This window comes from Pseudolysinimonas sp. (assembly GCF_049651805.1).
In the GTDB taxonomy this organism is placed as follows: Bacteria; Actinomycetota; Actinomycetes; order Actinomycetales; family Microbacteriaceae; genus Pseudolysinimonas_A.
The window spans coordinates 22338-41369 of sequence record NZ_JBASCU010000053.1 but is presented as its reverse complement, the minus strand read 5'-3'; the positions used below and the strand labels follow the sequence as shown (position 1 = coordinate 41369).

Genomic DNA, 19032 nt, shown 5'->3' with positions numbered 1-19032 from the left:
CCGCGCGGTCAGGAACTCGCGCGGTCGAGGCTCATCAGCTCCGACCGGCTGAGGTGCACGTCCACCGCCGCGACGAGATCGAACACCTGGTCGACCGCGCTCGCCGACACCACCGGGGCGACGACGTTCGGCTTGCTCAGCAGCCACGCGAGCGCGATGGTCGCCGGCGGCGAGTCGTGGTCGGCCGCGACGGCATCGAGAGCCTGAAGCACCCGCAGCCCCGAGCGATTGAGGTACCGGCGCACCTCGGCCCGGCGGTTGCCGTCGAGGTCGGCCTTCGAGCGGTACTTGCCGGTGAGGAAGCCGCTCGCGAGCGCGAACCGCGGCATCACGCCGAGAGCGAGGTCGGCGGCGACGCGCGCCAAACCCTCCTCGTACTCGCGCCGGAACACCAGGCTGTACTGGTTCTGTAATGCCACCATCTGGGCCACGCCGAGTTGCGCTGACGCAATCCGCGCCTCCATCAGCCGGCTGCCGGTGTGGTGGGAGCCGCCGAAGTAGCGCACCTTGTCCGACCGAACGAGTTCGTCGACCGCCAGCAACGTCTCTTCGAAGGGCACGTCAGGATCGTCGATGTGCAGGTAGAGCAGGTCGATGCGGTCGGTGCGCAGACGGCGCAGCGACGCCTCGACGGCCGCCGTGACCGCACGGGCCGACAGCCCGGGGTGGTCGGCACTCTTGCCGACCTTCGTGGCGAGCACGATGTCGTCACGTGCCGCCCGGGCGCGCATCCAGTTGCCGATGATGATCTCGCTGCGTCCTCCGGCGTACGAGTCGGCGGTGTCGATGAAGTTGCCGCCATGCGCCACATAGGAATCGAGTACCCGGTCGCTCTCGGCCGCATCGGCGGTCCAGCCGAAGACGTTGCCGCTCAACGCAACGGGAAAGACCTGCAGGTCGGAGAGCCCGATGCGGCGACGCGGTACCGGGGTCGAGCCCACGATCGCGCGGGTCTGCTCCGTGGTGATGCGCGGCTGCTGTGCCGGGGTGGGGGATGTCGTGACGGCGACCGGCGGTCTGGCCGCAGGAGCACTCTGCTCGCTCATCTGGCGCCTCCTCGACCCCGCTCACTTGCAATGTGCCGTCTGCGGGTGCGGCGTGTGCTGAGCAAAGGTTAACGCTGATCGAGCGCCGCACCCCGGTGACGTGGCCGAATTGTTACGACTCCGTCCACCCCCCGTTCGCGGTACCCGGGATGAACTTCTCGGCAAATCGCTGTCAAGCCCTCCCGTTCCTCGCAAGGTGGACGTAACGTGAGTCTCGCGCGGATCGCGTTTCGCATCCGGAGCCGGATCGTCCACAGCGCACGGGTCGGCCATCGCACCTCACTTGAAGGGCCCGCGACTCCACTCGATGACGAGCGGGGTCGCGGCCCTTCGCCAAGAGGCTCAGGCGGATGCGGCGTCGAGCGACGCGATCTGCTGCCGGGTCAGTCCGATCGTCGAACTCAGCAGGCCGACGTCGAGCGTGTCGACGCTATAGGCGCGCACCACAGCCGCGGTGATTCCCGGCTTCGACAAGACCCAGGCGAGCGCGACCGTCGCGAGGGTGGTCTCGTGCTCATGCGCCACCGCGGTGAGGGCGGTCAGCACCCGTTCACCGCGCCGGCCGATGTGTTGCAGAGCCCCGTCCGACAGCCCGTTCGGCGGCACATCGTCAGCACTGCGGATGTCGCCGGTCAGGAATCCGGCCGCCAGCGGCAGCCGCGCGAAAACCGCGAGGCCCTGCTCGGCGGCGAGAGGGAGCATCTCCTCTTCCATCGCCCGACGGGTCATCAGGTTGTACTCACCGAGCACAGCCCGGAAGGTCGGAAAGCTCGCCGGAGCGGTCCACTCGTTGAGTTCCCGCACCCGCGATGCCTCGAAGTGCGCCGCGGAGAGAAACCGCACCTTGCCGGCGCGGATGAGCCGGTCGACCGCCTCGAAGGCTTCGATCGGGTCTTCCGGCAGCAGGTCGCCGTCGTAGGAGAGGAAGTCGATGTAGTCGGTTCCCAGCCGCTCGAGCGAGGCATCCACCGAATTCTCGATCTGGTGGCGCCCCAATCCGGGGCGATCCGGATGCCGTCCCACCTTGGTGGCGACGAGCACCGACGAGCGGTCGACGGTCTTCAGCCACCGGCCGATCATGAACTCGCTGCGGCCCGCCGCATAGTGGTCGGCGGTGCTCACGAGCGTGCCGCCCGCGTCGGAGAACCGGCCGAGCACCTCGCCGGCTCGCTCGACGCCGGTGACCCATCCGAGCACACTGCCGTCGAACCCGATCGGAAAGGTGCGCAGACCGGTGGTGCCCACCTCGCGGGGGGTGAGCACGCTCGCCGAAGTCGGGGCGGTAGTCGGGTCTATCGTCACCCGTCGAAAATACCGGCGGGGTCTCATCGATGCACCGGGTTGACATCCACCCAACGTTCCGGGAGCGTCAGGCGTCGAAGTAGGTAAGGGCCCATCCGGGTCGAGAGGATGCCATGACGAACGCAACCACCGCCCCGGCCCCAAGCCGCCACCGTTCGCTCGCCTGGTGGCTCGCCCCGACGGGCGTGTTCGCCGTCGTCGCAATCGGCATCCTCTGGGCGATCCCACGCCCCGCGCAGATGTGCATCATGATCTACCCGCCGCCGCCCGAGTGCTCGACCGGCGGCGACCCGTCGACGGTCATCGTGTTCCTCGTGCTGATCGTCGCGCTCTACGCCGCGATCGTGACCTGCGCACTCCTCGTGCCGGCGCGGCTGCGGCTGCTCGTGCTCGGTCTGTTGTCGGGCGCACTGGTGCTGGTGTTCCTGGTCGGTCTCGCCGCGACGCTCGCCGCCTCCGCCGGCCCGACGTACTACTACTGAGCCGGCGCACGAAACGACGGATGCCGCCCCCGCGTGAGCAGGGACGGCATCCGGTTACCTGAGGCGGATCAGCCTTCGGCGGGTGCTTCGGGGCCGTCGGATGCGGCGACCGACGACTCGGTGTCGCCGCCCTCGGCGACGGCACCCTCGACCTCGTCGACGACCGGGGCGAGGCTCAGCTTGCCCTTGTCATCCATCTTGGTGATCTCGACCGTGATCTTCTGGCCGACCGAGAGCACGTCTTCGACGTTCTCGACCCGCTTGCCGCCGGCGAGCTTGCGCACCTCGGAGATGTGCAACAGCCCGTCTTTACCCGGCATGAGCGAGACGAACGCACCGAAGGTCGCGATCTTGACGACCGTTCCGACGAAACGCTCCCCCACCTCGGGGTTGATCGGGTTGCCGATCGCGAGCACCTGGGCGCGCGCGGCCTCGGCCGACGGACCGTCGACGGCGCCGATGTACACGGTGCCGTCTTCCTCGATCGAGATGTCGGCCCCGGTGGCGTCCTGGATCGCGTTGATCGTCTTGCCCTTCGGGCCGATCAGCTCGCCGATCTTGTCGACCGGGATGTTGACGCTGATCACGCGCGGGGCGGTGGCAGCCATCTCGTCGGGTCCGTCGATCGCCTGGTTGATCACCGCGAGGATCGCCGTGCGAGCCTCCTTGGCCTGCTTGAGCGCACCGTCGAGCACCGACGACGGCAGACCCGCCAGCTTGGTGTCGAGCTGGATGGCCGTGATGAAGTCCGACGTGCCGGCGACCTTGAAGTCCATGTCGCCGAGCGCGTCTTCCGCACCCAGGATGTCGGTCAGCGCCGCGTAGCGGGTCTCACCGTCGACCTCGTCGGAGATGAGACCCATCGCGATGCCCGCGACCGGGGCGCGCAGCGGCACACCGGCGTTGAGCAGCGACAGCGTCGAGGCGCAGACCGAACCCATCGAGGTCGAGCCGTTCGACCCGAGGGCCTCGGAGACCTGACGGATCGCGTAGGGGAAGTCCTCACGCGGCGGCAGCACCGGCACGAGGGCGCGCTCGGCGAGGAAGCCGTGCCCGATCTCGCGACGCTTCGGCGAACCCACCCGGCCGGTCTCACCGGTCGAGTAGGGCGGGAAGTTGTAGTGGTGCAGGTAGCGCTTCTTCTTGACCGGCGCGAGCGAGTCGATCTGCTGTTCCATCTTGAGCATGTTCAGCGTGGTGACGCCCAGAATCTGGGTCTCGCCGCGCTGGAAGATCGCCGAGCCGTGCACGCGCGGGATGACCTGAACCTCGGCGTCGAGCGCACGGATGTCGCTCAGGCCGCGGCCGTCGATGCGGATGCCGTCGGTCAGCACGCGGGTGCGCATGACCTTCTTGCTGACCGACTTGTAGGCGGCGCTGACCATCGGCGGAACCTCGCCGCTCAACTGGCCCGCTTCGACCTTCTCGTTGATCGCGGTCTTGACGCGCTCCTTGAGGGCGTCGTCGGCGTTCTGCCGCTCCTGCTTGTCGGCGATCTGGTAGACGCCCTTGAGCTCGTCGTAGGCGAGCTCGGCGACGGCGTTGTACGCCTCGTCGGAGTACGGCGGGAAGAGGGTGAACTCCTGGATCGGCTTCGCCGACTGCGCCGCGAGTTCCTGCTGCGCCTTGATGAGCTGCTTCAGGAACGGCTTCGCCGCCTCGAGACCCTGCGAGACGACGGCCTCATCGGGCTTGATCGCACCGGAGCGGATCAGCTCCCAGCTGCCTTCGGTCGCTTCGGCCTCGACCATCATGATCGCGACATCCTCGTTGCCATTGGCATCTGTGACGAGGCGACCCGCGACCGTGAGGTCGAACACCGCGTCGGCCAGCTGGCTGAACTTGGGGAACGCGACCCACTGGCCGTCGATGAGGGCGAGGCGGATGCCGCCGACCGGTCCGTAGAACGGCAGGCCGGAGATCTGCGTCGACGCCGAGGCCGCGTTGATCGCGAGGGCGTCGTAGAACTCGTCGGGCGCGATGCTCAGCACCGTGATGACGATCTGCACCTCGTTGCGCAGACCCTCGACGAAGGTCGGACGCAGCGGGCGGTCGATGAGGCGGCAGACGAGGATGGCCTCGGTCGAGGGGCGACCCTCGCGACGGAAGAACGAACCGGGGATCTTGCCGGCGGCGTACGAGCGCTCTTCGACATCCACCGTCAGCGGGAAGAAGTCGAACCCGTCACGCGGGTGCTTGCCGGCGCTCGTCGCGCTCAGGATCATGGTGTCTTCGTCGAGGTACGCGGCGACCGCGCCCTGCGACTGCTGCGCGAGCCGACCGGTTTCGAACCGGACGGTGCGCGTGCCGAACTTGCCATTGTCGAGAATGGCTTCGGCGAACTTGATTTCGGGACCCTCCAAGGGATCCTCCTTCGTTGGTTGAGTAGCCCGCGTTCGCGGGCGTGTCGAAACCAAGAGCAGGACACGCTGAACTGCTTTCAGGCTGTTCTGGCCAACAGTAGAAGTGCTCCGACGCGTCTGCTTCGGAAGACCACCACCGGTGACCAGCGCTGTGCCCCTCTGGGCACTGCGCCAAAAAGGCGCAGCGTGCCGGCCTGCTCCGGGTATCGGCTGCCGTTTGACAGCCTCGGGAATCCTACCAGTTGACTCTCAGATCCCGGCCTGGACATCCCCCTACGGCGGGTCTTGACTGGAGACATCCGCGTCATCCCTCGATCGAAGGAGATCTCATGACCACCGTCGCCCGCGTCACCACCATCACCGCACGCAGCACGAAGAGCTTCGAAGACGCCGCCAACGAAGGCGTCGCCCGCGCCAACAAGACGCTCCGCAACGTCTCGGGCGCCTGGGTGAAGGAACAGAAGATCGAGGTGACCGACGGCGCCATCACCGCGTGGCAGGTGACGTTGGAAGTGACCTTCGTTCTCGACGACTGATCAGCCGCCGATCCGAGTCATCCCGGGCGCGTCGCACTTCGTCGTCGCCGAACAGCCGGAAGCCTTCGCGGCGCTCATCCGAGCGGCGCACGCGGGGGCCTGACAGCTCACCCGGGCAGCACCCAGCGCCGCGCGGCGAGCCCGTTTAGGCTTGATTCATGGCAACCCGCGAGCTGACCGCCGAGAACTTCGAGTCGACGATCCTGACGCCCGACGCCGAGTCGGGCATCGTGCTCGTCGACTTCTGGGCCGAGTGGTGCGGGCCGTGTCGCGCCTTCGCCCCGATCTACGGTGCCGCCGCGACCGACAACCCGGATGTGGTTTTCGCCAAGGTCGACACCGAGGCGAACCCCGACCTGTCGGGTGCGATGAACATCCGGTCGATTCCGACGCTCATGATCTTCCGCGACGGCATCGGGGTGTTCTCCCAGGCCGGCGCCCTGCCCCGTCCCGCACTCGATGACCTGCTCCGCCAGGTGCGTGCCCTCGACATGGATGACGTACGCGCCGAGATCGTGAAGCAGCAGGCCGCCGCGTCGGCACCCTAAGCACGACACCGTAAGCTCACGGGTCATGGACGACAAGCCGGCCGACACCTCCGCTTCGGAAGAGACGAAGCGCAAGTTCCGCGAGGCGCTCGAGCGCAAGAAGAAGAGCGCGCAGGACCGCCCCGGCCACCTCGAGGGGGGTTCCGCGATCCACGGCACCCACGGCGCTGCGGGGAACAAGCGGGAGTTCCGCCGCAAGAGCGGCTGACTCTGCTGCCGACCCGTGACGTGGGCGGAGCCCGCGCAGTACAGTCGTGCCATGTCTGACACGACGAGTTCTGAGCCCGCTGTTCCCGCCTCCACGACCCCGGCCGAGCCGGTCGCCGTCACCGAACCTGCGACCGACACCGCTGCCGAGGCGACGTACGTCGCACCCTCCGCGCCGGTCGAGAAGAAAAAGCGCGGCGTCGGAGCCTGGTCGTTCGTTCTCGGCCTGCTCACCGCCCTCGGCGACCTCGCCTTCCTCATCTTCGTGATCGTCGTGCTCGTCGGCGCGATCAGCGCCTTCACGAGCGGCGACATCTCCGGTGTGACGACCGCACTCGGCGCCGCCGGCCTCACGATCGCCGCCTTCTTCATCTTCTTCGGCGGGTTCTTCACGGGTGGTCTCGCGGCCCTTCTCGGCCTGATCGCCCTCGTCACGGGTCGCGGTCGCGTGCTCGGTGTCTTCGGGCTGCTGTTCGGTGCGGCGGCGATCGCCGTGCGACTGCTGCTGTTGTCGTCGGGCCAGTTCGTTCCCGAATTCGGGTGAGGCGCCCCCTCCCTGACGTCGGAGATCGTGCCTAGCCTGAACTCGTGGACCTGACGACACTGACCTCGGCCATCAGGGGCGCGGTACTCACCCCGGGCGACGACGCCTACCTCGAGGCGGCGACCGTCGTGAAGGGTCCGGGCAGCCCCGCGGCCGTCGTGAGACCGGCGGATGCGGCCGACGTCGCGGCGTCCGTGGCCTTCGCCCGCGACGAGGGGCTCGTACTCTCGGTGCGCAGCGGCGGCCACGACAGCCTGGGGCGATCGACGAACGACGGCGGTCTGGTCATCGACCTGCGCTCGATCGCCGACATCTCGGTCGAGGGCGACCTCGTGACGATCGGCGGAGGCGCCCGCTGGGGCGACGTGGCGGCGGCGCTCGCCCCTCACGGCCTCGCGATCTCGTCGGGTGACACCACGACGGTCGGCGTCGGGGGTCTCACCCTCGGCGGGGGCGTCGGCTGGTTCGTGCGACTGTGGGGCCTCGCGATCGACAGCCTGGTGAGCGCCGACGTCGTACTCGCCGACGGCCGCGTGGTGACCGCGAACGAGACATCCGAACCCGATCTGTTCTGGGCGATCCGCGGCGGTGGCGGCAACTTCGGGGTGGTCACCCGCTTCACCTTCCGGGCGCACCCGCTGCCCGACGGTGTCGTGTCGGGCGCGATCGAGCTCTCCCCCGACGCCGACCTCGCGAACGTGTTCACAGCCTGGCGGGATGTCGTGCGCGCCGCCCCCGAGCAGCTCACGACGACCTACCTGGGCATGCCGGCCTTCGGCGAGATGCCGGCTTCGTCGCAGATCGTCTTCGTCTGGGCCGGCGGAGACGTCGATTCGGCGGCCGAGGCGACCGCCGCGCTGCTGGACATTCCCGGGGTGACCGGGCACACCATCGCACCAATGCCCTACGCCGACGTGTTGATGGACGAGCAGCCCGACGCCGCCGAGGTCGGCTCGCCGGCGATCGCGATGGTCGACGACAACGGTTTCGCCGCGCGGTTCGACGACGAGCTGATCGCCGAACTCGCCGCGGTGAAAGGCGAACTCGGCGAGACGGTGCTGATGGTGCGGTTGCTCGGCGGCGCGTACGGACGGGTCGCGCCCGAGGCGACAGCGTGGGGGTACCGCGACACCGAAGCGTGGATCATCTCAGTCGCGTTCTACCCCGAGGGGGAGGTCTTCGACACACAGGCGCCGCGTGCCCGCGCACTCTGGTCACGGCTCGACCCGTGGCTGGCGGGGATGTACGGCAACTTCTCGAGCCTCACCGACCCGGTCGAGCGGATGTACCCGCCGGCGACGCTCGCCCGGTTGCGCTCGATCAAGGCGGCCTACGACCCGGCCAACCTCTTCCACCGCACGTACAACATCCGGCCCTGATCTCGACACGCGGCCTCCGGCCGCTACTCGATCACCGAATCAGTGGTCGGCGAGCACGATGATCTTGTCGCCGGGGGCGAAGATGCGCTTCTCGGTCTTCGTCGGATTCACCGTGACGCCGTAGTCATACTCGCTAGTGCGGGCGAACTCGTCCAGCCGGTAGCCGATCGCCGTCTCGCCGCGGCGACGTGCCGCCTCAAGCACGGCGTAGAAATCCGTCTCGGAGCCAGGGGTGACGTAGAGGTCCGCGGAGCGCAGATAGATCTCGGCTCCCGATGAGGCGAACAACTCGTCGAAGACATCCGTCAGTCGCTTGTTCTCGCTGAGCTGCGAGAGCATCAGGCTGATGAGCTGATCGCTGACGATGAAGTCGTCGGCTTGGGTCACCTCGGCGAGCTCGCGGTTGCGGTCGTCGATCATCTCGCTGACGACGTTGAGGTTGGAACCCTTCTTCACAGCGATGTCGCGCAGGTGCAACAACGTGATGAGGGTCTTCGCGTCGGCACGCTGCGCGGGCAGCGTCTCCTTTGCGGCGAGCACGATGATGTGATCGAACCCATGCACGTAGAGCGCGTCGAGCACCGCCCGGCTCGTCGGATCGCCGCGCTGGAATGACACGTCGAGGTTGAGGAGACCGTCGAAGCCGGGCTCGTCGACATCGGCCACGATGGTGACCCGCGAGCGGGCCGTCGAGTAGCCGTCAAGCTCGGCCAGCATCAACTTGAGGCCCTCGTTGTGGCCGAGCACGAGGGTCGCTTCCGGCATCGCGGGCTCGACCGTCGAGTCGCTCACCGCGCCGAGGTCGGGGGTTCCCGGTTCGGCCAGCTCGACCGCGGCGTCATCTTCGGCGATCACGATGATCAAGTCGCCGGCTGCGAGCGTGGTGTCGGCGGGCGGGTTGAGCGTCACCTTGCCGCCCCGCACGAGCCCCATCACCGCCGACGTCGCGAACGCGAGCTGGGCGTCGAAGTAGCTCTTGCCCACGAGTCTCGGTTGTTCGGTGAAGTAGATCTCGGCACCGTCGAAGTCGAGCAGCTCGGAATAGACGACCGAGAGCCCGCTCTGTCGGCAGGTCTGCACGGTGATGCGGCTGATCAGCTCGGTCGACAGCACCCAGTGCGCCTCGTCGCGACCGACGAGCGTCGCCGCCTCGAGGTTGCCGGGATGCTGCAACTCGCCGACGATGTGGTAACTACCAGCTTTGCGGCGTGGGTTGTTGGTGACCGCGAGCGCCGTCTTGATGACGGTGGAATCCGGGTCGTCGGCGTCGTCGGGGGCGAGCACGATGATGCTGCGCGCGGTGTGCGGGTTGGCCACCTCGAGCTCGGCGAGATTCATCGGGTCACCGGAGCGCACGATGATCCTTGTCTTGCCGGTGTCGCCGACCTGAGCCTTGATGTCGTCTTCCATCTCGACCTTGTCGCGGTCGGCCAGGATCACGATCGCGCTCTTGCCGCGCGACAGGTTCGCGGTGGAGATCTCGCGGATGATCGGGAAGACCTTGGTGCTCCAACCCAGGATCAGGGTGTGGTCGTGCTCGAGCACGCGGGAGCGCCCCTTGCGCAGCTCTTCGACCTTGCTGTCGAAGGCGCCCGACACGATGCCGATGAGGCTCGCGACGATCACCAGCCCGCCGATGGTGACGATCAGCATCATGATGCGGAACGGCCACTCCTGGTCGCCGCCCATCGTGCCGGGGTCGAGGGTGCGCATGAGGCTGCGCCAGATGAGGTCGAGCGGAGTCTGCGACTCCTCGCCGAGGTTGCCCGTATCGCCGATGAGGGTGAGGACGATCCACGCGATGGTGCCGAGTACGGCGACGAATGCGATGGTGGCGATGCCGAGCAGCGCCATGAGCGCGATCGGCCCCCGCGCCATCCAATTGTCGAACCAGTAACGCAGGCGTTCCCCGGCGGTGGGTGTCGTGCTCATTCGGTCCTCCTGGAGCGGGTGAGTGAACACTAGCGGGAAGCGGAGTGACCTAGGGTGCGTCTGGCTCGGCCTCGTCGACCCGCACGGTGAGGGCCGCGATGACGGCGACCGACAGCCAGAGCAGCCCGAGAACCACGAGTTGGGAGTCGTTGAGGAAGCTCGGCAGGGCGAGGGCGAACACGACGAGGGCGAGTACTTGGCCGCCGGAGGCGGTCAGCACGTGAAGCGCGTGGCGATCGCGGGTCTCGGCAAGCGGTGGCAGGAAGAACAGCACCGCGAGCAGCACACCGACGACCAGAACGATGCGGCCGGCATCCGACCACACGGCCGGCAGCAGCCATCCGGCGTGCACGGCGACGATCGGCACGACCGCGAAACGCACGACCAACCCGGTGCCGAACGTTCGACGCACCGCGGGCAGGATCAGGCCGGCGATCGCGGCGACGAGCAGCACGAGCGTCACCTGCACCGGGCTGGCGGGATACCCGGCCAGCCCGGGCGGCAGCGTCACCCCCGCCGCACCGAGCAAGCCGTTGAGGGTGAGCGGCACGAGGTAGGCCCCCGAGACGATGGCGAGTGCCCGAGCGGCGGTGCCCCGGAAGGGCGACAGCAGGGCGACCACGGTGATGGCGACGACGCCCGCGACCTTCAACGCCGCGATGACGACCGGCGACGCGTCGGGGATGACGAACCCACCCGTCACGGCGGCGAGCACCATCGCGGCGACGATGACGGCGATACCGAGCGCGAGGTCGGCGTTGCCCGACACCGCGAGCGCCGCCGTGACCCGGCGTTCCCCAGAGCGACGCAGCGGATGCCGAACGGACCGCCCGGCGACCGCCACGACCAGCGCGCCGACCGCGACGGCGTGCACCCACGAGATCGGCGCTTTCGCGAACGGGCTCCACAACTCGGGGTCCGGCGGCGGGAAGAGGCCGCGCGCCACCGTGAGGCGCAGCACGACGAGCACGACCACCGCGGCGACGATGCCGGCCACCACGAGCGGTCGCAGGTCGTCGCGGAACAGCGGACGCAACCACGCGACGCGGGACTCGGCGGCCCGGGCGACGCCGTAATAGCTTCCGAACGCGGCGAACGCGGCGGCGAACCCGAACAGCGCGATCCACGCCCAGCCGCCGACGGCGGTCGGCGTCGTGAGCTGCGCGAAGAACAGTACGCCCCAGATCGCGGCACCGAGCAGCCCGACCAGCACGGTTCCCACCCTGCTCGCCACGCTGGGCCGATGCGCCGCCACTTCGGCGAGCCCGAGTAGCACGAGCGCCGCCCCCGCGAACACCCACTCCCGGTCGGCAGCGAGCGCGAGCACCGGGAAACCGCCCGCCGCCCCGAGAGCCACCTCGCGGGCAACCCGGCGGGCCGGTGCGAAATCGAGCTGTTCGCGCAACAGCAGTGCGACGAGCAACGTTCCGGTGAGGATGCCGCCCGCCGCCACGACGAGCAACCGGATGCCGAGGGGGGCGGTGAAGACGCCGACGAGAGCCGACGATCCGGCCTGCTGCGCGACGATGTCGTCGGTGCCTCCGGGCAGCAGGATGGCGGCCGCCAGCAGCAACGCGATCACCCAGCACGCGAGCACCCAGCCGAGGTACGGGGCCGGGATGCGGTCGGGGCGGATCCGACCTACCCGCGCGACGACGCCGGCCCCGGCGCCGGTTATCACATCGCCCGCGCGGTTCATCGACGGCTGACGGGTCGGTCCCGTGCCGCCCAGACGTACCCGCCGGCGGCGACCGCGAACACATAGAGCCCTAGGGCCACCGTCTCGAGCGCGACGGGACGCCACCCCAGGGTGGCGCCGGTTCCGACGGCGAGCAGAGCCCCCAGCGCGACGACCGCTCCCCCACCGACGCAGGCCGCGACGCCCGGTCGCGAGGTCGGGGCGAGGGCGACACCCAGCACGTACCCGCCGAAGGCGCCGAGCGCGGCGAAGCCGGCGACGAGGATGCCGAAGATCGCCGACAGCAACGCGGCGTATGCCTGCACCCCGGTGAGGGCGCCGGTTTGCACCGCCACCTGCCCGGCGGCGATCAGCCACCCACTGAGCGCGCCGATCCCGAGCGCGGCGAGTCCGCATCCGATCAGGGCGCGACGGGTGAGCACCACGACGGGCGCGGCCTTCGACGCCTCCGCGTCGAGAGTGCGATTCATGGTGCGAGGCTAGCCCTCCGACGGCGAGTGTCGCTCTGCGGGGACGAACTCAGCGACACGCCGTCGACACGCCGGGTCGTCGCCATTCCGTCATCGAAACGCGACGAAGCGGCAACAGAAACGGGCCGCCGCCCCGGAGGACGACGGCCCGTCGTAGTGTCTTGCGCTGCGGCGATCTAGCGGCGCAGGCCCAGGCGCTCGATCAGCGAGCGGTAGCGCTCGATGTCGATGTCCTGGAGGTAGCCCAGCAGCCGGCGGCGCTGGCCCACGAGCAGCAGCAGACCACGACGTGAGTGGTGGTCGTGCTTGTGCTCCTTGAGGTGTTCGGTCAGATCCTTGATCCGGTTGGTCAGGAGTGCGACCTGAACCTCGGGGGATCCGGTGTCACCGGGCTGGGTTGCGTACTCGTCGATGATCGCCTTCTTGGTCTCAGCGTCAAGAGCCATAGATTCGATCCCTCCTTCACCTCGTTGCGCGGCGCCGGGCACCCGATGTGCCGGCTCTCTGTATCCGCGGCCGTTCTGACGGCAACCTTGCGATGGTATCAGAGGGGGATGGGGCTCAGAGGACGAAGAGGTACAGCACCGCCGTCGCGGCGAAGGAGCCGAGGATGAGCAACCCGTAGAGCCCCGCCACGACGAGGCCGACGATCGCCCAGGGACGTCGCTTGAGGGCTCCGTCGCGGGTCTGGTTCAGCCCGCGCACGCCATACCGGATGGCGACGGCCAGCAGGGTGCCCACGATGATGAACCGCACCGCCTCGAGACCGACCGCGGCCTCGGTGAGGCGGGCGGCATCCGACAGCAGGTAGACGACGCCGAATGATGCGCCGCCGACGAGGATGTTGGTGAGCACCGCGAGCGCGGCGAACTGCAGCGAGCGCGTAGCTGCGATCGAGGCGATTCCGCTCTTCACGGACAGGGTGACCCGGCTGCCGCAGTGCGCGCAGAAGGGCTTGTCGAGGGCGACGGCACGCGTGCCGCAGGAAGTACACGCGAGAGCGGGGGCTTCTCTTTGCGGGGTGAGCATGCCGGTCGTCGGGTACGCGACCGTCATGTCCCCAATATGAGGGACACGACGGCCGCGCGCAACCCCGAGTTCTTACTCGCCGAGCATGCGGTAGAGCTCGCGACGCAGGTCGTCGAGTTTCGCCGAGGCGCTCGCGCGCTGCTCGGTGGTGCCTTCGGAGGCGACCTGGCGAACGACGCCGGCCAGCTTCCGCGCGGCGGTCAACAGGTCACCCTGCTCTTTCCACGGGTTGCGGGACTGCGTCCAGGCGGCCGCGATCTCGTCGGCGTGTTCGGCGACGTGGGCGCGGCCCTCGTCGGTGAGGTCGTACTCGGCGCGCGGGCCTTGCGACGTGGGGGCGATGAGCGCTTCGTCGACGAGCTGCTGCAACGTCGGGTAGACCGAGCCGGGGCTCGGACGCCAGGCGCCGTCGCTCTTCGCGTGGATGGCCTTGATGAGGCCGTAGCCGTTGGTGGGTCCTTCGCCGAGAAGCGAGAGGATGGCGCTGCGCACGTCGCCCTTGCGGGCTCGGCCGCCGAAACCGCGCGGTCCGAATGCCGGGCCCCCGAGGAAGCCCATGTAGTCGGCTCCGGGGTGGCCGCCGGCGCGGAAGCGCGGGTGTATGCCCTCAGGCTGGGCTCCCTGACGGGAGCCTCGATCGTGATTCATGTTCATGCGGTGCATGGGGTACTTCTTTCGTACTGCCTGCCGTCCGGGTCGGGCGGTCTTGTGGTCTCGGCGCTACTTTACGACATATTCCGATATATCGCAATACATCGCCGATAGCCCGATCCGTCGCGGTCGCGGTGCGTGCCGCAGACTAGGACCCGATGATCGCCTCCCGACTCCTCGATCTGCTGCTCGTGCTCACCCTGCTGGTGTTCATCGGCGAGGGCGTTCGCAACGGGCTCGCGCGCAGCTTCGGTGCGATCGTCGGGGTCATCGTGGGCGGCATCCTCGCGTTTCTCGGGATCCCGCTGCTCGCCGCGGCGGTGCCTGACTCGTTCTGGAGAGTCGTCGTCGTCGTCGGTGTCTCGGTCGCGTTGCTGCTCGGTGGCCACGCGGTCGGGGGCTTCATCGGCCGGAGCATCAGCGAACGGCGTGAAGAGATCGCGCTCGGCAGTCGGGTGGCGGGCGGCGTCGCGAACGGCGTCATCGCCGCGCTCACCCTCGCGCTCGTCGCCGGCGGGGTGAGCGCGCTCGGCGTTCCGCTCTTCAGCCAGGCCATCTCGGGCTCCTACGTCGTGCGGGCCATCGACGCCGTCACGCCGCCGCCCGTCGACGCGGTGCTCGCCCGCATCCGCTCGGCGATGCTCGAGGAGGGGTTGCCGGCGATCGGCGAAGCCCTCGGCGGTGTCGTCGACTCCCCCGGCATCCCCGACGTGCCAACCGACACCGACCCGCTCACCGCGGCGGCCCAATCGGTGGTGCGCATCGGCGGCACGGCGTTCGCCTGCGGGCAGAACCAGACCGGCACGGGCTTCGTCGTCGCCCCCGACCGCATCGTCACCAACGCCCATGTCGTCGCGGGCGTCGACCAACCGATCGTCGAAGCCCCCAACGGTCAAGCCCTCGAGGGCCGCGTCGTGTACTTTGACCCGATCGACGACCTCGCGGTGATCGCCGTCGACGGGCTCGCCGCAGCCAGCCTGCAACTCTCCCCCGCCCTCGACGTGGGTGCCGACGCGGTCGTCGAGGGCTACCCGCACGGCGGGCCGTTCACGACCGGCGCCGCCGAGGTGCTCGCCCGTTCGACGGAAGCCATCCCCGACATCTATGGCGGCCCCCGCAACCCACGCGAGGTCTACACGCTCGCCGCGCTCGTGCAACCCGGCAACTCGGGCGGGCCCCTGCTGGCGCTCGACGGACGCGTCGCGGGGGTCGTCTTCGCCCGCAGCGCCGACGATCCCGAACTCGGGTATGCGATGACGAATGCCGAACTTGAGCCGGTGGCAACTGGCGCGGCGGGACTCTCCACGCGGGTGTCGTCGGGCAGCTGCGTGCGCGGCTGACTCATTTCGCCGCCGCTGTCAAGGCCCACCCCGTGTTCGGTCATCCCCCTTATGGTCAGGGCAAACAGAGGGGTTCCACGATGACCACCACCGAAAACGGCGGGCGCCGAGATCTGGCCCTGACCATCATCACCGGCGTGCTCGCGATCGCGGTCACCGCGTTCGCCGTCATCGTCGCCGTCGACGTGTTCTTCGCCTGATCGACTCTTGACGCCGGGCGCCGACAGGTGCACCCTGGAGTCAGGACAACTCATCGCCCAGAAGCGTCGGAGTCACTGACCCGCCACTGGGCGATGAGTCTGTTTGCGGCGGCTCCCGACAGAATGGGTGCATGGCCGCCCGCGTCGTCGACTACTCCCCCCTGCTGACCACACCGACGCCGGACGAGATCAGCGCGTACCGCGACCAGGCCCGTGCGTCAGGCGCTACTTTTGCGAACACCACACCGCAGACGATCATCGTGATCGTCATCGGCTTCGTCGTCGGAATCGCGGTGCTCGTTCCGATGGTGGGCGGCATCCTGTTGTTCGTGGTCGACGGGATCGGCAGCGGAAGTCCCGTCTCGATCGTCGCCCTCCTGTTCTTCGTGTTCCTCATCGTCCTGTTCGGTTTCGTGATCGCCCGGGTCGCCATCGCGGGCAGCGGCAAGTGGGGGCGCTGGTTACGGATGGACCGCTTCGCCCGCGCCAATGGCTTCACCTTCTCGCCCGAGAGCCCCAACCCCGGCTATCCGGGCGCGATCTTCCATGTCGGCGACACGCGCAAGGCGACCGAGCACTTCCGCACCAGCGAGGGGCGATTTCTCGACTTCGGCAACTACCAGTACTCGACCGGTTCCGGTAAGAACCGCTCGACGCGGCTGTGGGGCTTCATGGCGATCGAGCTGGATCGAAAGCTGCCGCACATGGTGCTCGACTCGAAAGCGAACAACGGGCTCTTCGGCGGCACGAACCTTCCGGCGACCTTTCACAAAGACCAGATCCTCTCGCTCGAAGGCGACTTCGACCAGTACTTCACGCTCTACTGCCCGAAGGAATACGAACGCGACGCGCTCTACGTGTTCACCCCTGACCTGATGGCACTGCTGATCGACAACGCGTCACCGTTCGACGTCGAGATCGTCGACGCCTGGATGTTCGTGTACTCGGCGACCCCGTTCCCCGCCGCGCAGCCCGCCGTCTACCAGCGGCTGTTGCGCATCGTCGAGACCGTGGGAGCGAAGACGCTCACCCAGACCGACCGCTACCAGGACGACCGCGCGGCCGCACCGTTCGCCGCCAACATCGTCGCCCCGCAGGGCACCCGGCTGAAGCGCCGCGTCAGCGTCGGTGCGATCATCCTGATCGTCGTCGCCGCGCTGATCTGGGGCTGGAGCTTCTTCGCCGACGTGCTGTCGTCGTTCGGCGGCTGAGGGCTACCCTGCGGGAGGGGTGGGCGCTGCCGCTGCCGTCGTCGTGGGGGTCGCCGCCGCGAGCCGCGCCCGCGACTCCGACACCTGAGCCAGCAGCACCGCCTCATCCTGCTGCGACCCGATGCGGTCACGGCCCGAGACGATGCGGTTGCGGGTGAACGCCAGGTGCGTCGCGTCCTTGATGTACTCCTTCATCACCTTGCCGAGGCCCCGCTGACGAGCCCAGGCCCGGGCCTGGCGGCGACCGGCGGCGGTGCCGAGCGTATTCACCTCGGTGGGATTGAACCACCCGGCGGCCGCGTATTCACCGAGCCGCAACTGGGTCATCTGCGCCTCGCGCCGCCGCAGCAAGATGACCGTGACGACCGCGATCACGAACAGCGGCACCTGCACGACGAGGTAGTAGCCGTAGAAGTCGTAGATGAAGAACAGCACGCCGTTCCAGAAGGCGTGCAGCAGGATCGCCGGGATCAGGCCGACGAAGAACATCAGGATGCCGCCGAGCGCCGTGCCCTTACGTGCGGCGAGCCCGATGAAGAACCCGGTGAACGCCGAGAACATCACGTGCGCGAAGGGCGACAGGATGCCGCGGATGAAGAAGATCTCGCCGACGGCGATGTCGAGGGTGCCGGACTCGGCGATCTGGATCGCGAAGTACTGGATGTTCTCGGTGAAGGCGAACCCGCCGCCGACGAGCGCCGCGAACACGATGCCGTCGACGGGCCCGTCGAAGTAGCGGCGCGCGACGAGGTAGATGAGCAGGATGCCGAGGCCCTTGCCGAACTCTTCGACGATCGGGGCCTGCACCGTGCTCTGCAGGAACACCGTCATGTTGACGTCGGCACCGCCGGCGGCATAGAAGTACGAGGTGCCGACATCGACGACCAGGGCGAGGACGATCGACACCGTCGCGCCCCAGAGGAAGGCGATGAGCAGCAGCAGGCGCGGCTCAGGCTCCCACCGGTCGATCCAGCGCACCCCGAGCAGCACGATCGCGAGCGGGATGAGGGCGAGCACACCGCCGATGAAGGTGAGCCCCGGGCCGATGAACAGCAGGAAGTACGCGAGGATCAGGATCAGCGCGATGAGCAGCACGATGCCGCCGATGATGATGCCCGCGAGCAGCCCGGGCCGCCACCGCGGGTCGACGTCGAAGATCGCCTGAGGGGTCGCGGCGGTAGCAGCCTGCACCTCGGCGGGCGCCTGCTGGGGCAGCTGCGTCGTGGTCTTCTGGGCCGCGTGAGCCGTCACCGTCGTGGGGGTGCCATCGGGAGTCGCCTGGGACATGGGTCACAATCTATCGGCACTTGAGCGGTGCTTAGCGTTGCTTCTCGCGCAGGATGGTGAGCGCGCGCGTCACCCGGTCTCGAAGGCCCGGCACGTTGCCGCGCTGCGGGATGCGGGCGCGCTCCAGCATCGCCACGACCTCGTCGCGCTGCGCCTCGAGCACGGCTTCGAGGCGGCGACGATGGACCGCCGATGCCCGCAGCGAGACGACGAACGCGACCACCTCGAGAGCGATCGCGGCGACAAACGCCCAGGCCAGGGCGGATCCGACAACCCCGAGCCCGATCACCATCGACCCCGCGACACCCCCGACGAGCACCAGTCCGAGGACCTTCAGTGCCAGGCTCGCGAAGGGACGGCGTGCGCGAAGCACGTCGGCCCGATCGAGTCGAGACTCGAACTCGGCGAGCTCCTCGTCGCTCACCGAGAAGGTCGAGCGGTCGCGAAGATCCCGTCGCAGCCGCGCGTACGTGGGGCGTTCTCGCCGGAGGATGGCCACAACTCCAGCACTGCCGACCAAGAACGCCGCGGTAGCCGTGGCAACAAGGACACCCAGCCCGGAGACAGGCTGATCGTCCTCCCAAACCAGGCGAGCCGCCCAGTCCACCCCGAAGGCGATGAACACCGCAACTGCAGCGAGAACAGCAAGCGTCCAGATGAGTTCGCGGAGTCTGTTCCTGGTTACTGCGTCAGGTTCATCGGAGTCGCGCACCCCCGCGGCGTCGACGAGCGACGTGACTGCACTCGCGACTTGCAGCGCGAGGGCGGCCGACGCTGCGAACAGCGGGCCGACTAACACACCATCG

Annotated in this window: 19 protein-coding genes; 8 read left to right on the top strand and 11 right to left on the bottom strand. The window is 68.5% G+C overall.

The window, feature by feature from the left end; translation table 11 throughout:
* Window positions 1-8: 8 nt before the first annotated feature.
* Together WBL06_RS13250 and WBL06_RS13245 are read right to left on the bottom strand one after the other, a co-directional pair.
* Window positions 9-1046 carry an aldo/keto reductase gene (locus tag WBL06_RS13250; RefSeq protein WP_424456819.1) on the bottom strand — a complete coding sequence of 346 codons (1038 nt, stop codon included), beginning with the start codon at window positions 1044-1046 and terminating at the stop codon, window positions 9-11.
* 342 nt (window positions 1047-1388) lie between these two features.
* Window positions 1389-2348, bottom strand: a complete 960-nt coding sequence (locus WBL06_RS13245) for an aldo/keto reductase (RefSeq protein ID WP_424456817.1) — start codon at window positions 2346-2348, stop codon at window positions 1389-1391.
* A gap of 113 nt (window positions 2349-2461) precedes the next feature.
* On the opposite strand from WBL06_RS13245, the gene WBL06_RS13240 reads away from it, so the two are divergent.
* Window positions 2462-2830: a hypothetical protein gene (locus WBL06_RS13240; RefSeq protein WP_424456815.1), complete on the top strand. Its 369-nt coding sequence runs from the start codon at window positions 2462-2464 to the stop codon at window positions 2828-2830.
* Between the two features lie 68 nt (window positions 2831-2898).
* On the opposite strand, the gene WBL06_RS13235 is transcribed toward WBL06_RS13240, so the two are convergent.
* Entirely contained in the window at window positions 2899-5193 is a 2295-nt protein-coding gene (locus tag WBL06_RS13235) for a polyribonucleotide nucleotidyltransferase (protein ID WP_424456813.1), read from the bottom strand.
* Window positions 5194-5522: 329 nt separating this feature from the next.
* Between WBL06_RS13235 and WBL06_RS13230 the strand changes: the two genes are divergently transcribed.
* The 5 genes from WBL06_RS13230 (at window position 5523) to WBL06_RS13210 (ending at window position 8407) form a co-directional block, all read left to right on the top strand.
* Window positions 5523-5729: a dodecin family protein gene (locus WBL06_RS13230; protein WP_424456811.1), complete on the top strand. Its 207-nt coding sequence runs from the start codon at window positions 5523-5525 to the stop codon at window positions 5727-5729.
* Window positions 5730-5887: 158 nt separating this feature from the next.
* Window positions 5888-6277, top strand: coding sequence for a thioredoxin family protein (locus WBL06_RS13225; protein WP_424456809.1), 390 nt, complete (start codon window positions 5888-5890; stop codon window positions 6275-6277).
* A gap of 25 nt (window positions 6278-6302) precedes the next feature.
* Entirely contained in the window at window positions 6303-6485 is a 183-nt protein-coding gene (locus WBL06_RS13220) for a DUF5302 domain-containing protein (protein WP_424456807.1), read from the top strand.
* Window positions 6486-6536: 51 nt separating this feature from the next.
* The gene (locus WBL06_RS13215; protein ID WP_424456805.1) at window positions 6537-7028 is read left to right on the top strand and encodes a hypothetical protein; all 492 of its coding nucleotides are present in this window, start codon (window positions 6537-6539) and stop codon (window positions 7026-7028) included.
* A gap of 44 nt (window positions 7029-7072) precedes the next feature.
* Window positions 7073-8407 carry an FAD-binding oxidoreductase gene (locus WBL06_RS13210; protein ID WP_424456803.1) on the top strand — a complete coding sequence of 445 codons (1335 nt, stop codon included), beginning with the start codon at window positions 7073-7075 and terminating at the stop codon, window positions 8405-8407.
* A gap of 39 nt (window positions 8408-8446) precedes the next feature.
* Here the strand turns inward: WBL06_RS13210 and WBL06_RS13205 are convergent, their stop codons facing one another.
* From WBL06_RS13205 to WBL06_RS13180, 6 genes are all read right to left on the bottom strand, one after another.
* Entirely contained in the window at window positions 8447-10339 is a 1893-nt protein-coding gene (locus tag WBL06_RS13205; protein ID WP_424456801.1) for a CASTOR/POLLUX-related putative ion channel, read from the bottom strand.
* Between the two features lie 49 nt (window positions 10340-10388).
* The gene (locus WBL06_RS13200) at window positions 10389-12038 is read right to left on the bottom strand and encodes a hypothetical protein (RefSeq protein WP_424456799.1); all 1650 of its coding nucleotides are present in this window, start codon (window positions 12036-12038) and stop codon (window positions 10389-10391) included.
* The gene (locus WBL06_RS13195; RefSeq protein WP_424456797.1) at window positions 12035-12508 is read right to left on the bottom strand and encodes a hypothetical protein; all 474 of its coding nucleotides are present in this window, start codon (window positions 12506-12508) and stop codon (window positions 12035-12037) included. The genes WBL06_RS13200 and WBL06_RS13195 overlap by 4 nt, the downstream gene beginning before the upstream one ends.
* Window positions 12509-12684: 176 nt before the next feature.
* Window positions 12685-12954 carry a 30S ribosomal protein S15 gene (gene rpsO / locus WBL06_RS13190; RefSeq protein ID WP_424456795.1) on the bottom strand — a complete coding sequence of 90 codons (270 nt, stop codon included), beginning with the start codon at window positions 12952-12954 and terminating at the stop codon, window positions 12685-12687.
* Between the two features lie 115 nt (window positions 12955-13069).
* The gene (locus WBL06_RS13185) at window positions 13070-13564 is read right to left on the bottom strand and encodes a hypothetical protein (RefSeq protein WP_424456793.1); all 495 of its coding nucleotides are present in this window, start codon (window positions 13562-13564) and stop codon (window positions 13070-13072) included.
* Window positions 13565-13609: 45 nt separating this feature from the next.
* A complete protein-coding gene (locus WBL06_RS13180) occupies window positions 13610-14200 on the bottom strand; it encodes a PadR family transcriptional regulator (RefSeq protein ID WP_424456792.1) in 591 nt (196 codons plus the stop codon).
* Between the two features lie 146 nt (window positions 14201-14346).
* On the opposite strand from WBL06_RS13180, the gene WBL06_RS13175 reads away from it, so the two are divergent.
* The gene (locus tag WBL06_RS13175; RefSeq protein WP_424456791.1) at window positions 14347-15528 is read left to right on the top strand and encodes a MarP family serine protease; all 1182 of its coding nucleotides are present in this window, start codon (window positions 14347-14349) and stop codon (window positions 15526-15528) included.
* A 331-nt stretch (window positions 15529-15859) separates the two neighbouring features.
* Window positions 15860-16939, top strand: a complete 1080-nt coding sequence (locus WBL06_RS13170; RefSeq protein WP_424456790.1) for a hypothetical protein — start codon at window positions 15860-15862, stop codon at window positions 16937-16939.
* A gap of 3 nt (window positions 16940-16942) precedes the next feature.
* Here the strand turns inward: WBL06_RS13170 and WBL06_RS13165 are convergent, their stop codons facing one another.
* Together WBL06_RS13165 and WBL06_RS13160 are read right to left on the bottom strand one after the other, a co-directional pair.
* Complete coding sequence (locus WBL06_RS13165; RefSeq protein WP_424456789.1) at window positions 16943-18226, bottom strand: PrsW family intramembrane metalloprotease; 1284 nt, start codon at window positions 18224-18226, stop codon at window positions 16943-16945.
* Between the two features lie 31 nt (window positions 18227-18257).
* Window positions 18258-19025 (bottom strand): hypothetical protein, encoded by a 768-nt coding sequence (locus WBL06_RS13160; protein WP_424456788.1) that lies wholly within the window; start codon window positions 19023-19025, stop codon window positions 18258-18260.
* Window positions 19026-19032 lie beyond the last annotated feature (7 nt).

What these genes read in the sequence shown, in the direction of transcription:
- WBL06_RS13185 (WP_424456793.1), bottom strand. Translation starts at nt 13,564, where the DNA reads ATGACGGTCGCGTACCCGACGACCGGCATGCTCACCCCGCAAAGAGAA.
- WBL06_RS13220 (WP_424456807.1), top strand. Translation starts at nt 6,303, where the DNA reads ATGGACGACAAGCCGGCCGACACCTCCGCTTCGGAAGAGACGAAGCGC.
- WBL06_RS13225 (WP_424456809.1), top strand. Translation starts at nt 5,888, where the DNA reads ATGGCAACCCGCGAGCTGACCGCCGAGAACTTCGAGTCGACGATCCTG.
- WBL06_RS13200 (WP_424456799.1), bottom strand. Translation starts at nt 12,038, where the DNA reads ATGAACCGCGCGGGCGATGTGATAACCGGCGCCGGGGCCGGCGTCGTC.
- WBL06_RS13170 (WP_424456790.1), top strand. Translation starts at nt 15,860, where the DNA reads ATGGCCGCCCGCGTCGTCGACTACTCCCCCCTGCTGACCACACCGACG.
- WBL06_RS13250 (WP_424456819.1), bottom strand. Translation starts at nt 1,046, where the DNA reads ATGAGCGAGCAGAGTGCTCCTGCGGCCAGACCGCCGGTCGCCGTCACG.
- rpsO (WP_424456795.1), bottom strand. Translation starts at nt 12,954, where the DNA reads ATGGCTCTTGACGCTGAGACCAAGAAGGCGATCATCGACGAGTACGCA.
- WBL06_RS13195 (WP_424456797.1), bottom strand. Translation starts at nt 12,508, where the DNA reads ATGAATCGCACTCTCGACGCGGAGGCGTCGAAGGCCGCGCCCGTCGTG.
- WBL06_RS13205 (WP_424456801.1), bottom strand. Translation starts at nt 10,339, where the DNA reads ATGAGCACGACACCCACCGCCGGGGAACGCCTGCGTTACTGGTTCGAC.
- WBL06_RS13230 (WP_424456811.1), top strand. Translation starts at nt 5,523, where the DNA reads ATGACCACCGTCGCCCGCGTCACCACCATCACCGCACGCAGCACGAAG.
- WBL06_RS13180 (WP_424456792.1), bottom strand. Translation starts at nt 14,200, where the DNA reads ATGCACCGCATGAACATGAATCACGATCGAGGCTCCCGTCAGGGAGCC.
- WBL06_RS13165 (WP_424456789.1), bottom strand. Translation starts at nt 18,226, where the DNA reads ATGTCCCAGGCGACTCCCGATGGCACCCCCACGACGGTGACGGCTCAC.
- WBL06_RS13215 (WP_424456805.1), top strand. Translation starts at nt 6,537, where the DNA reads ATGTCTGACACGACGAGTTCTGAGCCCGCTGTTCCCGCCTCCACGACC.
- WBL06_RS13175 (WP_424456791.1), top strand. Translation starts at nt 14,347, where the DNA reads ATGATCGCCTCCCGACTCCTCGATCTGCTGCTCGTGCTCACCCTGCTG.
- WBL06_RS13240 (WP_424456815.1), top strand. Translation starts at nt 2,462, where the DNA reads ATGACGAACGCAACCACCGCCCCGGCCCCAAGCCGCCACCGTTCGCTC.